The following is a 13,785-nucleotide window of genomic DNA, read 5'->3' as shown; positions in this document are numbered from 1 at the left end:
TATTATCACATAAGATGACAACTTTTCTGCTCCAGTGCGTTAAAATAGCAATTCACTCATTGATTGGACACTTTTCATGCTTGGATGGTTTGAACGCATCACCCGCCCTTTTCCTGCCGCTGAACCAGAGCAACCGCCTCAAGGGATATTCGCTTTCTGTCGGCATTACACTAGAGGAATGGAGGGCTCATTAGCAGTAATGGCCATACTGGCGGCCTGTGCTGCCATTCTCGAAGTTACACTGTTCAGCTTTATGGGGCAGTTGGTCGATTGGTTGGTGGAGAAAGATCCGGACACTTTTTTTGTCGATGAACGAGCTAAGCTACTTGGTATGGCGGCCGTCACCGTTATTTTATTACCTCTGGTGACTTTTTTACACTCTGCTGTGGTGCATCAAACCCTATTAGGCAATTATCCGATGTCTATTCGCTGGTTGGCACACCGTTATTTGCTACGCCAGAGTGTCAGTTTTTATCAAAATGATTTTGCCGGTCGTATTGCCACCAAGGTGATGCAAACCTCATTGGCTGTGCGTGAAACGGTGATGAAGCTGTTGAATGTGATGATTTATGTACTGGTCTATTTTAGCGCCATGCTGTACTACGTCGCCAAAGCGGATGTTCGGCTTATTATTCCGATGCTGGTATGGCTGGTTTTGTATATTGCTTTGCAGTTTTACTTTGTACCGCGATTAAAAGCAGTGGCTAGCCGTCAAGCCGATGCCCGCTCTGAAATGACCGGGCGAATTGTCGATAGCTACAGCAACATCACCACCATTAAACTGTTTTCACACACCCAACGCGAAGAGAGCTATGCCAAAGACAGCATGCAAGTGTTCCTCACGCCGGTGTACCAACAGATGCGGTTAGCCACCTGGCTCAATGTTTCCGTGCAAAGTTTAAATTACTTACTGGTCTTTAGTGTGGCGGCCCTTTCATTATGGTTATGGACCAGCAGTGCTATGACGGTTGGCGCCATCGCTATCGCCGTCAGCTTGTCGCTTCGCTTGAATGGTATGTCACAGTGGATCATGTGGGAAGTTAGTAGCTTGTTCGAAAATATTGGCACTGTGGCTGATGGTATCACCACCTTGTCACAACCAGCTACGGTGGAAGACAGTACTAACGCTCAACCATTGCAGGTCAGTCAAGGCCGTATCGACTTTAATCAGGTCAACTTCAATTATGGTAAAGATAAAGCCAGCGACAGCCAATCGACCGTGTTGCAACAATTAAACCTTAACATCCAAGCCGGAGAAAAAGTGGGCTTGGTTGGCCGTTCTGGGGCGGGTAAATCAACACTGGTGAACCTATTATTGCGCTTTTACGATATCGAGTCAGGGCAAATTCTAATTGATGGGCAGGATATCAGCCGGGTGAGTCAAGAAAGCTTACGTCAGCAGATTGCCATGGTAACGCAAGATACATCTTTGCTGCACCGCTCCGTTCGCGACAATATTATTTATGGTAAACCGGATGCTACCGAAGCAGAACTTATTCAAGCAGCTGAGCAAGCTGAAGCCATGGATTTTATCCATGGCCTGACCGACCCTAAAGGCAACGTTGGCTTTGATGCTCAAGTGGGTGAGCGCGGAGTTAAGTTATCTGGTGGCCAACGCCAACGGATTGCGATTGCACGAGTATTACTGAAAAATGCTCCCATTCTGATCCTGGATGAAGCCACTTCCGCGCTGGATTCCGAAGTGGAGGCTGCTATTCAGGCTAGCTTAAACAAATTAATGGATGGCAAAACCGTGATCGCCATTGCGCATCGATTATCCACCATCGCACAAATGGACCGTTTAATCGTGCTGGATGAGGGACGTATTGTTGAGCAAGGAACACATGCAGAACTTATTGGATCGGGCGGAATTTATGCTCAGCTCTGGGCGCATCAAACGGGTGGTTTTATTGGTGTCGAGTAACCTAAACTGCATAATAATAAGGGGCGATAGTTATCGCCCCTTATCCAGTCAAGGGTAGTATTTTATTCAGCTTTTTGTGGTGCTGGTGCAGACCCTTCGGTAGATCTCGACTTGGCTAATCGCTTCTCCCAAAAGGTTGCGTTTTTAATACCTAGCTTTACCGGGTCAAAGGTAATCGGTTGGCCGGACTTCAACTGTGCTTCGTAATCACGTAGACACATGATAGCTGGCTTAGCTACGAAGAATATGACCAGAATACCGACGATGTTGATCCAGGCCATTAACCCTACCCCGACATCGCCCAAGCCCCAAATATAACCGGAGCTATTTACCGTACCATAGGCCACCATAAACATGATCATCAGCTTGACTACCAGCAACGAGAAGCGGTTTCTGAAAAAGCGATTCAAGTATGCGACGTTGGTTTCCGCAATGTAGTAGTACGCCAGAATAGTGGTAAAGGCAAAGAAGAAGATAGCAATACCAACAAACACCTGACCAAACTGACCAAACACGCTATTCAGTGCCATCTGGGTAAAGGCAGGCGAAGCCACTTCAGTTGTAATATCAACATTTTGTATAATCATGGTGCCAGCACCAGTGACTGCGTTGAAGTCTTCAGTTTGTACGTTGAACTGCTGAGTAATCAAAATCATGAAAGCCGTGGCTGAACAGACGAATAATGTATCAACATAGACCGAAAAGGCCTGCACTAAGCCTTGCTGCGCTGGGTGATCAACCTCTGCAGCAGATGCAGCATGAGGGCCTGTTCCCTGACCTGCTTCATTCGAATAAATACCGCGTTTAACTCCCCACCCTATGGCGGCACCGAAGCCCGCTTGCGCGGTAAAGGCATCGGAAAGGATCAGTGAGATAATACCTGGTAACTGATTCAGGTTTAAAAAGATAATGATCAATGCCATTACGATGTAGCCCAACGCCATAAAAGGCACCACAATTTGCGTGAAGTGGGCAATGCGCTTAATACCACCAAAGATAATGAAAGCAAGCACGATCATAATGATAGCAAGAGCGATTAACTTATGAACACCAACTTCGCCGTAATCGGTGCTGACCATAGTGCCGTCACCAAACACCTGAGTCACTGCGTTACCAACCGCATTAGCTTGCACACCTGGCAAGAAGATACCACAGGCTATAATGGCAGAAATGGCAAATAAAATGGCCAACCATTTTTGCCCAAGGCAGCGCTCAAAGTAATACGCTGGGCCACCACGATACTGGCCATCTTCTTCTACTTTATATATTTGGCCAAGCGTGGATTCAGCATACGCAGTACTCGCCCCTAAAAAGGCGACTACCCACATCCAAAATACTGCGCCGGGGCCACCAAAACCAATGGCAGCAGCCACACCCGCAATATTACCGACACCAACCCGACCGGATAAGGTAACGGCAAGTGCCTGAAACGACGAAATCCCTTTGGCGGATTCTGAGGAGCTAAACAACAAACTCCACATTTCTCTGAAATGACGCACCTGAGCAAAGCGCGTTAAAATTGAATAGAACAAACCTGCACCCAGACACAAGAAAATCAGTGCCGGGCTCCAAATGATCCCATTCAGGAAACTAACAAAGGCTTCCATGGTATTCCCCTAAAATTTTTTATTGTTTTATCTGAAGGTATTACTCTGCCACAGTTCAACAAGAACCGCTACACAGACCTGGTGGTTATGCTGTCATTGACTTATTTTTTGTGATGAAAAAAGCCTGCTTATACAAGCAGGCTATATGTGATGTGCATACGAAACCTTTACTGGCCGTATTTATCGGCCAGATAGAGCCATGTTTCGACAACGGTATCCGGATTTAACGAAACACTATCAATGCCCTGCTCCATCAGCCAGGCGGCAAAATCATCATGATCGGATGGTCCTTGACCACAAATACCGACATATTTACCTTCCGCCTTACATGCTTGAATAGCCATTTCCAATAACTTTTTAATGGCAGGATTACGCTCATCAAATAAGTGCGCTATTAAGCCACTGTCTCGGTCTAGTCCCAATGTCAGCTGCGTCAAATCGTTTGAACCAATGGAGAAACCATCAAAATACTGCAAGAACTCAGTCGCTAGCAAGGCATTGGATGGCAACTCACACATCATGATCAACCGCAGCCCATGCTCGCCACGCTTTAATCCATGCTCTGCCAGCAATCGCGTAACATCTTGTGCTTCTTCTAAAGTACGAACAAAGGGGATCATCACTTCTACATTGTGAAAACCCATCTCATTCCGTACTCGCTTTAACGCTTCAACTTCCAGGGCAAAGCAATCACGGAAGTTTTCAGAAATATAACGAGCAGCGCCACGAAAACCAATCATCGGGTTTTCTTCGTGCGGCTCGTATGCTCGACCACCAATTAAGTTGGCGTACTCGTTCGATTTAAAATCAGACATTCGGACAATGACTTTTTGTGGCGCAAAAGCACAAGCCAGAGTTGCAATCCCCTCGGTCAGTTTGGCAATATAAAACTCTGTAGGGCTACTGTATCCAGCCATCACTTCATCTATCAGGGATTTAGTCTCGGCATCCTGTTCGCTGTAGTTGATTAACGCTTTGGGGTGAACTCCGATCATGCGATTGATAATAAACTCAAGCCGAGCCAACCCAACACCGGCATTTGGCAAGCGTGAAAAAGCAAAGGCCCGCTCTGGATTACCCACGTTCATCATCACTTTCATGCCAAGTTCAGGCATTTTGTCGACATTTGAACTCACAATTTTGTAGTCCAATAAGCCTTGATAAACAAAGCCAGTGTCGCCTTCGGCGCACGATACGGTAACATCCGAGCCATCAGTAATTTTCTTGGTCGCATCACCACAGCCTACGACCGCAGGGATCCCGAGCTCACGCGCAATGATGGCGGCATGGCAAGTTCGGCCGCCTCTATTGGTTACGATAGCTGAAGCACGTTTCATGATCGGCTCCCAATCAGGATCGGTCATATCGGTCACCAGCACGTCGCCCGGCTGAACTTGATCCATCTGTTCGATACCAGCCAAGACCTTCGCTTTACCAGAGCCAATACGTTGACCAATAGCACGGCCTTCAATAAGTAAGGCCCCTGTTTCATTCAGTTGAAAGCGCTCAAGCCGCGTGTTGTCATCACGGCTACGCACTGTTTCTGGGCGGGCTTGTACGATATAGAGTTGGCCATCAATACCATCTTTGGCCCATTCGATGTCCATCGGCCGTTTATAGTGTTGCTCAATGATGATGGCTTGCTGAGCGAGTTGCTCTATTTCGCTATCACTGAGTGAAAAATGTTTACGTAGCTCAGGTTCAACATCTTCAATCACCACTTGCTTGCCATGTTGCTGTTGGTTGGAGTACACCATTTGGATCAGCTTACTGCCAAGGTTACGCTTGACCACAGCAGGCCGTCCAGCTTGTAGCGTTTGCTTGTGCACATAGAATTCATCTGGGTTGACTGCACCCTGCACCACCATTTCGCCAAGACCGTAAGAGGAAGTGATAAATACGACATCTTCATAGCCAGACTCGGTATCCAAGGTAAACATAACGCCAGAAGCTGCACAGTCGGAGCGCACCATGCGCTGGATACCGGCGGATAATGCTACCCCACGGTGGTCATAGCCCTGATGCACCCGATAAGAAATCGCCCGGTCATTAAACAGTGATGCAAACACATGCTTTATGGCTTCAATTACCGCATCATAACCACGGACATTGAGAAAGGTTTCTTGCTGTCCGGCAAAGGACGCATCTGGCATGTCTTCCGCAGTGGCCGATGAACGCACCGCAAACGATAAATCTTTGGTTGGATCAGAATGAAGTTGTTGATACGCCGAGCGAATAGCCTGCTCAAAGTCAGGTTGAAAAGGCGTATCAATAATCCACTGGCGAATATCGGCACCTGCAGCATTGAGTGCACTGACATCATCAACATTCAGGGTATCCAGTCGATTATAGATACGCTCATTAAGGCCACTTTGCTCTAAAAATAAATTAAAAGCCTCAGCCGTTGTAGCAAAGCCACCAGGCACCTGAACACCGGCTCCTGCCAGATTACTAATCATTTCACCCAGAGAGGCGTTTTTACCACCGACCCGGTCGACATCCCCCATCCCTAGGTCCTGATACCAGATTACATATTTTTGCACAGTGTTATCTCCATTTTGTTGCCAGTGCTGTAAGCTTACATCTTGAATTACATTTGAGTTTACACGCTGCTGCGCTGCAAATAAACTGTTGTATTGCAGTGATTGCATCCTGGTATCGTATAAATATGGTATACGTTTCGTTCATTCAACATCAGCGAGGTTGAGGTGAGAACAGCATTCTATATATCCGATGGCACCGCCATTACTTCCGAGGTTTTTGGCCATGCCTTATTGTCCTTGTTTCCTGCCGAACTTGAACATGTGACTATTCCATTTATTGAGACTATCGAGCAAGCAGAACAATTAAAAATAGTGATTAACGATCGCTTCGCTGCTAGCGGGCAACGGCCTTTGGTATTTCAAACCTTTGTCGATGAAGCGTTACGGGATGTGATTCGAGGCAGTGAGGGCGTGTGCTATGACTTTTTAGAAAGTTTAATCAGCAAGGTGCAGCAAGAGCTCGGCATGGCGCCAGTCCCGAAAACACATCGAACGCACAGCATGCATGAAAAAACCTATGACTATCGTATTGATGCCGTCAATTATGCGTTGGCCAATGATGATGGCTCAAATATGAAAGACTTTGATAAAGCCGATATCATTTTGGTTGGGGTGAGCCGCTCAGGTAAAACCCCGACCAGCTTGTACCTCGCGCTGCAATATGGCATCAAAGCCGCGAATTACCCTTTCGTTGAAGAAGATATGGAGCAGTTGCAACTACCAGACGTATTACGTAAAAACAAAAATAAGCTATTTGGCCTGACTATTAGTGCTCAGCGATTAAGTGACATTCGCCAACAGCGCCGGGCCAATAGCCGTTATGCATCTATACAGCAATGCCGCCATGAGCTAAATCAGGTTGAACAGCTGTACCGACGAGAACAGATTCCGTTTTTAAATTCATCACAACTTTCAATTGAGGAAATGTCAGCCAAAATCATGGCGATTACAGGGCTAAAGCGTCAGCGCCATTAAAGGCTATGGACTTTAAAAAAAGCCCTGAGTGCACAACACACCAGGGCTTTTTTATGTACACTACTTTGCGGGCCGCTATTAAACCGCTCCTGTTCGTAAGCTATCGGCAATCAAAAAGGCCAGCTCAAGCACTTGGTCAGAGTTTAATCTCGGATCACATTGCGTGAAGTATCGCTGAGCTAAATCTTGCTCACTCAAACCATAAGCACCACCAGTACACTCAGTAACATGCTCACCGGTCATTTCCAGATGAATACCACCAGCATGGCTGCCCTCAGCTTGATGCACAGCAAAAAACTGTCTAATTTCACGTAAAATAGCTTCAAAGTCACGTGTTTTGTAGTTGTTGCTGGCTTTAACGGTATTGCCATGCATGGGGTCGGAGCTCCAAACCACCTTGCGACCTTCTTGCTGAACTTTACGTACCAAAGCAGGTAATTTATCCGCAAGATTATCTGCTCCCATCCGGGTGATCAGAGTTAAACGCCCTGCTTTATTTTCAGGATTCAATGCATCAATTAAACGTATCAGCTCATCTTCTTTCATACCCGGGCCAACTTTGACACCAACAGGGTTATGAATACCGCGGAAAAATTCAATATGGGCATGATCCAATTGGCGGGTTCGCTCGCCTATCCACACCATATGAGCAGAGCAATCGTACCAATCACCCGTCAAAGAATCGCGCCGCGTTAGCGCTTCTTCATAATTGAGCAGTAGAGCCTCATGTGAGGTATACAGCTGTGTTTCGCGAATGGAAGGCGCAGTTTGCGAAGTAATGCCACATACTTCCATGAAACGCAGAGCCTCTTGGATCCGCTGAGAAATATCCTGATAACGGTCTTTAAGAGGATTGCTCTCAACAAAGCTCATATTCCAACGATTGACCTGATGTAAATCGGCCAAACCACCTTGAGCAAACGCTCGCAGCAGGTTAAGTGAAGCAGCTGAATGATGATAAGCCGTGACTAAACGGTTCGGATCAGGCTCACGCGAGGATGCCGTAAACTCGGAGCTATTGATAATATCACCGCGGTAACTAGGCAAACTAACCCCATCAATGGTTTCCAGGTCGCTGGAGCGAGGTTTCGCATACTGCCCCGCCATACGAGCTACTTTAACAACCGGGCTGCGCCCTGCAAAGGTTAATACCACCGCCATCTGAAGTAACACTTTAAAAGTGTCACGAATTTTAGGTGCATTAAAATCAGCAAAGCTCTCAGCACAATCCCCACCTTGTAGCAAAAATGCTTCGCCTTCAGCAACCTGCCCGAGCTGTTTAAACAAGTCACGTGTTTCTTGAGCAAAAACCAAAGGCGGATATTTATGCAATTGCTGCTCGATTTGGCGAACCAAAGCGTTATCTTGATACTTTGGTTGTTGCTGTATAGGGAAGTCCCGCCAGCTTTGTGGCGTCCATTGGCTCACGTACATGTCCTCATCAATTAAATTTGATCACAAAGTAAATTTATTACTCACTAAAAGCAATCTTTACGGCTAAATAAACTGGAAAACTAGCAATTCAGTGGCTCTATCGCCAACAAAAAGTAACTGAGTTACAAAATCATGAGCTGATATGCTGATGTTGGTCCAGTAAAGCGTCACAGCCCTGCTCGATTAAATCCATCACTCGCTCAAACCCACGAGTGCCACCATAATAAGGATCCGGCACTTCTTGAAGTCTTGGATACTCAGGATGAAACTGTAAAAAAAGCATCAATTTACTTTTATAGTCAGCAGGACATCGCCGCTCTAAATCAGCCAAATTTTGCGCATCCATCGCATAAATCTCATCATAATAAGCAAAGTCATTGTCTTTCACCGGGCGTGAAAAAATAGCCGAAAAATCATAGCCTCGTTGCAGCCCTAAAGCGACACTTCGTTGATCGGGCTTCGCACCCTGATGGTATGCACTAGTTCCAGCTGACTCGATTTCAACCGATATACGGCGCTCTTTCGCTTTCTGGCGGAACACCGCATGAGCCGTTGGTGACCGGCATATATTACCAAGGCAAACAAACAAAACTTTTTTAATCATTCAGGTTCTCTCGGCTCTGTCATGAACCTCTATTCTACCATGCCTATAGATTTAGATTCAGCATGTTACCAAGAAATAGTATTCTAAAATGCATGTATTGTTGCCTTTAAAAAGCATAGATTTATACTGTTGCTGATGTTCAATTTACACTTGCAATCTTTAAGACAAAAGCACACTATAGCAGGCATTAGACTAGTAGCTTTGACCTAGGTCAGTTGAATGGTATACCGATGGAACGTTTTACAAAACTTTTAATCATTACTGAAAAAGAACAAACATCCAATATGGCGCTACTCGCCGAATCGATTAATATCAAAGTTGAACAAACCATTAAACCAGATTTACAAGGAAAAAGTATTCGTAATGGCACTCTAGTTGCTTTCCCTTTTTATGGTAGACAGCTAGGAAAACGAGGCATATCAGAAGACTTGCAGCATTGTATGCAGCTCGCTCCAGTTTTTCTTTATCAGGTAGAACGCAGTTTTGTCGATCCTAATTACGCATTAAACATTGGTATCCGCGGCTTGATTTACCGTGATGAGCAACTCGATAGAGTATTAAACGCTATCAAAGCAATGATGGCTGGAGAGCTGTACTACCCTAGGGCAATTATGTCCGAGCTAGTTGATGAAGTGTTGCAACAACGCTTTAATCAAGGCTTTGATCCAGAAGCGTTATCAGCCATTCAATTATTAACAAAACAAGAAAAGAAGATTATTCAACTGGTTGCTGATGGTTCGCGTAATAAAGAAGTTGCGATGGCACTTAATATCAGTGCTCATACAGTAAAAGCGCACTTGTCTTCCATATTCAGAAAAACAAAATCTCGTAATCGGGTTGAACTGCTACGATGGATTCAACAGTCCAGCCCTTCACGTACGCTTTAGCCGGCAGACTCTAGTGAGGGTTGGCTCCCTGCTCGCCAAAATCCCTGCTGCTGACCTTTATCAATTACATCGGCTACCGCTGTCTCCATAGCCTGGCGAACTGAAAATTGCACCGGCTCGTTGGTTGAATAGCCAGTTTCCATTTCAGCAAGACGGTTTATTGATACATAGCGAAATAGCCCCGCCCTAAGTTCATGCGAAAACACTTTTTTAGTGGATGACACCGACAACAAGACCTGCCCCGTATGAACATCAATCGCCCGCAAATAAACCGTCACTTGATCTTCCCGAAACAATTCAGAAGCACCGATGCCAAAATACTCCATACCAAAACCACCGGTCGTCAGGTTGGTTTCATAACTAATAATCCCACCTTCAAATAAAAGGCGGGCTTCTCGCAATGGTGGCAACTCGGTTGATGTTCGGCTTGAGCCATGGATCTTCCGTTCCGTTAGTAAGTTTTGTAAACCTTCACGTTCAAGAGGCGCAAACCAGCCAGACTCCAGCAATATCTGAGTCAACATCGAAGTACCGCCTTGAGTGACTGCAGTTGAAAAGCTTGAAACATTTGCTTGTGGTTTGTATTGACCGGTTTGATCTCTAAAGGCATAAACAGAGACAGGTATGCCATGCTGAGGCCGGGGTTTTTGCCAAAGCTCTTGCATCAACTGACTCGGCTGATCCACTTCTGCGGGACTCAAATGAAAACGTGGTTTTGGCATAGCAGAGCAACCAGCCAGTATAAGGCAGCCTGCCAGAATAACTACATACTTCATGAACTAGCCGCCTATACTGGGAATGGTTAAAATGGTAACTTCACCCGTAAAGTTATTGGTGATAGTAACGGTAACACTACCATCGGTTCCGGTAGTGACATCCACCAAAAACTCACCAGTATCGTAGATGCCATCCACAATATCACCATCCGCAATCCGTCGGGTTAGCGTATTAATGATGTTTCGCTCTAAGGCCTCACGAAAACGGTCAACAAAACTTTTCTCAGCTCGGGCTGGTTGATGTATTTGTGCTTTTTGCAGTAAAAATGAGCCGTTTAATGGATTGCCACCGAAACTAGGGTTAATCGGTGTATAAACCAACTCAGTAGCACTTACCGAGCAGGCAAACATGGATAAGAATAATAACCTCAACTTCATGGTCATTCCTCGTTAAATATATCATCAGTTGAATCACCTAGCATTCTGCTGGCTTGAATTCTGGCTAATTCGGTTAAGCTATTTAATACGGCTTGCTCTGCAGTTTCTTTGACGTCATTGTATCGCCGACCAAAGTAGGTCTGATAAATGGTTTTCTGATTTAACTCTACCCAAAGCCTAGTCCCTGCCTGCGGATACACTTGTTCATAAATCACCACCGTTATATTTTCAGTAGACGGCATTTCACGCCAATAGCTGGAGTAGTAAAAGACAAAATCCTTACCAAATCGGCTGATCGTTCTATCCAATACCAAACCACTTAATGAAATGTCACTCGCAGATACGGGAGGCGTTACATAAAGGCAAAAAATGACAAGAAACCAGCTGATTATTTTCATACTACATTATTTATATTCATACATAGTTTATGGGCGGCCAAAGCCGCCCCCTTTAAAACGCTTAGTTTTGAATCACTGTAGCGGTATTAAAGTCACCCATTTGTGTAACCGTCATAATATTACCGGCACCCATTTGTGACCCCATTACCAAGTTATCATTACCAGATTGAGTGATAGAAACAGTGCCACCACTACCACCTTGCTCAAACGATGGTCCGTTGTGGCCTGTGACCCAGTTACCCATACCATTTTGCATGATATTCATCACATTGTCACTTCCTGCCAACAGAACATCAATCAAGTTCAATTCACCTTGCTGTTGAGCAGAAAACTGTTGGCCTGATAACACACCATCACTGGTAGCAACTACCTCGTTTACATCACCGGTTTGCTCAATACTAAAGTTATTATCAAGGCCAATAATATCGACGTAGCTGAAGTTCTCAACGCCATCTTGCATCACATCAATGACATTATCAAAGCCAAGCTCTACATTAACCAGAGCGTAATTATCTGCACCGTTTTGATCAATGGTAATGACATTATTGAAACCAACTGCTCCAGCACCAGCATAGTTGAAATCACCAACTGAATTAATTGCTGCAGCATTGTCGCCACCATCCATCACAACTTCACCGATATTCTCCTGACCTTGCTGATAAATCGTGACATCATGGCCATCACCAAAGGTCGCAAAAAAGGCAACGTTGGCAGTGCCCGTCTGATATACATCAACAAAGTTGTCGTTACCACTAACCCCAATTGGCGCATCAATTTGGTTGGCATTGCCCTCTTGCTGCACCCAAATGGTATTGGCTTCACCAGCTAACGGCTCCAGTAAGAAGGTGTTATCAGCTCCAGATTGGTAGACATCAACGAGGTTGTTGGTTCCGCTTACATCAAAAGCAATAAATACGTTGCTGGTGCCATCTTGTTGAACATAAAAGGTATTATCGCTACCATTAACACCAACCACACCGCCAACGTTACCATCACCAAACTGTTCAACCTCCATCAGGTTACCATCACCCACTAAGTTAAACATACCAGATTCGTTGGCATTACCTTGTTGCACGCTGAACAGCTCGTTGTTATCACCAACAAACCCTGCATTGGCCCAGTTTGCATCACCTTCTTGATGCAACTCCACAAAGTTCAGATCACCGACCAGATTAATACTTGCTTCACTTTGATCGCCTGATTGAAATATCGCAGCATCATTCATGCTGCCATTAATACCGATTTCAGCAACATTCCAAAAACCATCCTGAGTCACTGTAGCCGTATTCTCTTCACCATCAATATCAACGAACGCAATGTGCCAATCGTCGTTTTGTTCAACTCGAATCCAGTTGTCATTACCGACACTGAATGAATAGCTTTCATGCCAGACACCATCTTGCTTTACATCGGTAAAGTTTAATTCACCATCTTGCTCTACAATTGCAAGATTAATACTGCCAGTTTGCTCAACGACAGCTTCATTCCCTTCCAGCGCGCCAGCAGCAGACGTTTGTAAAATAAGGGCTTCATTATCTGCCATGGCATAACCAGATAACACCATAGCTATAGCCATTCCCAAAACATGCTTACGTGGACTCTTGTTCATTATGTGGTACTCCCAACTGTTATTTTACTTACTTGTTTTAAATTAGAAATTAATATTGGATGATGGATACTTCAGCTCCATGTCCAATTTGCTGGAGACTAAAACCTGAGTTTCCATGCTGCTCAACCTGAATGAGATTAAAATCACCTTGCTGCATAATAGTCACTTGATTAGATTGATTAAATTGACTTATCAATGCCTGATTGCCATGACCATGCTGTATCAGCTCCAATTGATTGAAGTAACCTGCTTGATGCAGCAAAGCAACATTTGCCTGCCCCAACTGCTCTAACCAAACGGAGTTGGCTGAACCATGCTGAGTGATTTCGGCAAGGTTACCCAGCGTCTGACGTTCTATCAGCGAAGCAATAGGTAATGGTAACTCTGCTTTTGCAGTAGTGCTCATGACGAACAACACGGACAGTACGAACAACCTAATGATAATTAACAATCTAACGAACTCCTTTTACACTTGATACCTGACTAAACTATAAGATTTCTAATATGCTGCAATTAGATAAAAGAATTATTTTTTTTCTGGATATAACACATGCAAATTAAATATTAGGCCCATTTAACAGTCACTTAGCACTTATCCGTTAACAAGATGCAGCACATTAAGACTAGTACATAAGGACTATTTGGTTAAT

General features: G+C 45.0%; 12 protein-coding genes. 3 read left to right on the top strand and 9 right to left on the bottom strand.

What is annotated here, in order from left to right; genetic code table 11:
* Window positions 1-76 precede the first annotated feature (76 nt).
* Window positions 77-1,924 carry an ABC transporter ATP-binding protein gene (locus Q3O60_RS14700; RefSeq protein WP_305894703.1) on the top strand — a complete coding sequence of 616 codons (1,848 nt, stop codon included), beginning with the start codon at window positions 77-79 and terminating at the stop codon, window positions 1,922-1,924.
* Between the two features lie 62 nt (window positions 1,925-1,986).
* Here Q3O60_RS14700 and Q3O60_RS14695 read toward each other — a convergent pair whose 3' ends face one another.
* Window positions 1,987-3,531, bottom strand: coding sequence for an alanine/glycine:cation symporter family protein (locus tag Q3O60_RS14695; protein WP_305894702.1), 1,545 nt, complete (start codon window positions 3,529-3,531; stop codon window positions 1,987-1,989).
* A 167-nt stretch (window positions 3,532-3,698) separates the two neighbouring features.
* Window positions 3,699-6,074 (bottom strand): phosphoenolpyruvate synthase, encoded by a 2,376-nt coding sequence (gene ppsA, locus Q3O60_RS14690; RefSeq protein ID WP_305894701.1) that lies wholly within the window; start codon window positions 6,072-6,074, stop codon window positions 3,699-3,701.
* Between the two features lie 165 nt (window positions 6,075-6,239).
* On the opposite strand from ppsA, the gene ppsR reads away from it, so the two are divergent.
* Window positions 6,240-7,049, top strand: coding sequence for a posphoenolpyruvate synthetase regulatory kinase/phosphorylase PpsR (ppsR, locus tag Q3O60_RS14685; protein WP_305894700.1), 810 nt, complete (start codon window positions 6,240-6,242; stop codon window positions 7,047-7,049).
* A 78-nt stretch (window positions 7,050-7,127) separates the two neighbouring features.
* Here the strand turns inward: ppsR and Q3O60_RS14680 are convergent, their stop codons facing one another.
* Both Q3O60_RS14680 and Q3O60_RS14675 read right to left on the bottom strand, forming a co-directional pair.
* Window positions 7,128-8,477 (bottom strand): class II 3-deoxy-7-phosphoheptulonate synthase, encoded by a 1,350-nt coding sequence (locus Q3O60_RS14680; protein WP_305894699.1) that lies wholly within the window; start codon window positions 8,475-8,477, stop codon window positions 7,128-7,130.
* A 136-nt stretch (window positions 8,478-8,613) separates the two neighbouring features.
* Window positions 8,614-9,087 (bottom strand): low molecular weight protein-tyrosine-phosphatase, encoded by a 474-nt coding sequence (locus tag Q3O60_RS14675; protein WP_305894698.1) that lies wholly within the window; start codon window positions 9,085-9,087, stop codon window positions 8,614-8,616.
* Between the two features lie 230 nt (window positions 9,088-9,317).
* Here Q3O60_RS14675 and Q3O60_RS14670 point away from each other — a divergent pair, with 230 nt between their 5' ends.
* Window positions 9,318-9,974, top strand: coding sequence for a response regulator transcription factor (locus Q3O60_RS14670; RefSeq protein WP_305894697.1), 657 nt, complete (start codon window positions 9,318-9,320; stop codon window positions 9,972-9,974).
* Here Q3O60_RS14670 and Q3O60_RS14665 read toward each other — a convergent pair.
* The 5 genes from Q3O60_RS14665 to Q3O60_RS14645 all read right to left on the bottom strand — a co-directional run bounded on the left by Q3O60_RS14665 (window position 9,971) and on the right by Q3O60_RS14645 (window position 13,586).
* The gene (locus tag Q3O60_RS14665; protein ID WP_305894696.1) at window positions 9,971-10,750 is read right to left on the bottom strand and encodes a CsgG/HfaB family protein; all 780 of its coding nucleotides are present in this window, start codon (window positions 10,748-10,750) and stop codon (window positions 9,971-9,973) included. The genes Q3O60_RS14670 and Q3O60_RS14665 overlap by 4 nt on opposite strands.
* A 3-nt stretch (window positions 10,751-10,753) precedes the next feature.
* Window positions 10,754-11,134 (bottom strand): curli assembly protein CsgF, encoded by a 381-nt coding sequence (locus tag Q3O60_RS14660; protein WP_305894695.1) that lies wholly within the window; start codon window positions 11,132-11,134, stop codon window positions 10,754-10,756.
* Window positions 11,131-11,526: a curli production assembly/transport protein CsgE gene (locus Q3O60_RS14655; protein ID WP_305894694.1), complete on the bottom strand. Its 396-nt coding sequence runs from the start codon at window positions 11,524-11,526 to the stop codon at window positions 11,131-11,133. Before Q3O60_RS14655 ends, Q3O60_RS14660 begins: the two co-directional genes overlap by 4 nt.
* 61 nt (window positions 11,527-11,587) lie before the next feature.
* Entirely contained in the window at window positions 11,588-13,135 is a 1,548-nt protein-coding gene (locus Q3O60_RS14650; RefSeq protein WP_305894693.1) for a hypothetical protein, read from the bottom strand.
* Between the two features lie 49 nt (window positions 13,136-13,184).
* Window positions 13,185-13,586, bottom strand: coding sequence for a curlin subunit CsgB (locus Q3O60_RS14645; RefSeq protein ID WP_305894692.1), 402 nt, complete (start codon window positions 13,584-13,586; stop codon window positions 13,185-13,187).
* Window positions 13,587-13,785 lie beyond the last annotated feature (199 nt).

This window comes from Alkalimonas collagenimarina, from assembly GCF_030717845.1.
Lineage (GTDB): Bacteria > Pseudomonadota > Gammaproteobacteria > Enterobacterales > Alteromonadaceae > Alkalimonas > Alkalimonas collagenimarina.
Note: the sequence above shows the minus strand (reverse complement) of the source record. Positions and strands in the feature narration are given on the sequence as shown.